We start from the raw sequence: 948 nt of genomic DNA on the forward strand, positions 1-948 counted from the left end.
TGCCCGGGTCACGCGGACTACGTGAAGAACATGATTACCGGTGCGGCGCAGATGGACGGCGCGATTCTGGTGTGCTCGGCCGCGGACGGCCCGATGCCGCAGACGCGCGAGCACATCCTGCTGTCGCGCCAGGTGGGCGTGCCGTACATCGTGGTGTTCCTGAACAAGGCGGACATGGTGGACGACGCCGAGCTGCTGGAACTGGTGGAAATGGAAGTTCGCGAGCTGCTGACCAAGTACGAGTTCCCGGGCGACGACACCCCCATCATCCACGGTTCGGCGCGCCTGGCGCTGGAAGGCGACCAGTCGGAGATTGGCGTGCCGGCCATCCTGAAGCTGGTGGAAGCGCTGGACACGTTCATTCCGGAGCCGCAGCGTGACGTGGACAAGCCGTTCCTGATGCCGGTGGAAGACGTGTTCTCGATTTCGGGCCGTGGCACGGTGGTGACCGGTCGTATCGAGCGCGGGATCATCAAGGTGGGCGACGAAATCGAAATCGTCGGTATCCGTCCGACCCAGAAGACCACGGTCACGGGCGTGGAAATGTTCCGCAAGCTGCTGGACCAGGGCCAGGCGGGTGACAACGCGGGCCTGCTGCTGCGCGGCACCAAGCGTGACGACGTGGAGCGTGGCCAGGTGCTGGCCAAGCCGGGTTCCATCACCCCGCACACCGAGTTCGAGGCCGAGGTGTACGTGCTGTCGAAGGACGAGGGTGGCCGTCACACGCCGTTCTTCAAGGGTTACCGCCCGCAGTTCTACTTCCGGACCACGGACATCACCGGTGCGGTGACGCTGCCGGAAGGCACCGAGATGGTGATGCCGGGCGACAACATCAAGATGACCGTGCAGCTCATCAACCCGGTGGCGATGGACGAAGGTCTGCGTTTCGCCATTCGCGAAGGCGGTCGTACCGTCGGCGCCGGCGTCGTGGCCAAGATCATCAAGTAA

The 948-nt window shown here is 64.3% G+C and carries 1 protein-coding gene; it reads left to right on the forward strand.

Going from position 1 to position 948, the window contains the following annotated elements:
- The coding region (gene tuf, locus IB228_RS19645) for an elongation factor Tu (protein ID WP_192199654.1) at positions 1-948 on the forward strand (948 nt) is incomplete at its 5' end.

The organism is Pseudoxanthomonas sp. PXM04 (genome assembly GCF_014851695.1).
In the GTDB taxonomy this organism is placed as follows: domain Bacteria; phylum Pseudomonadota; class Gammaproteobacteria; order Xanthomonadales; family Xanthomonadaceae; genus Pseudoxanthomonas_A; species Pseudoxanthomonas_A beigongshangi.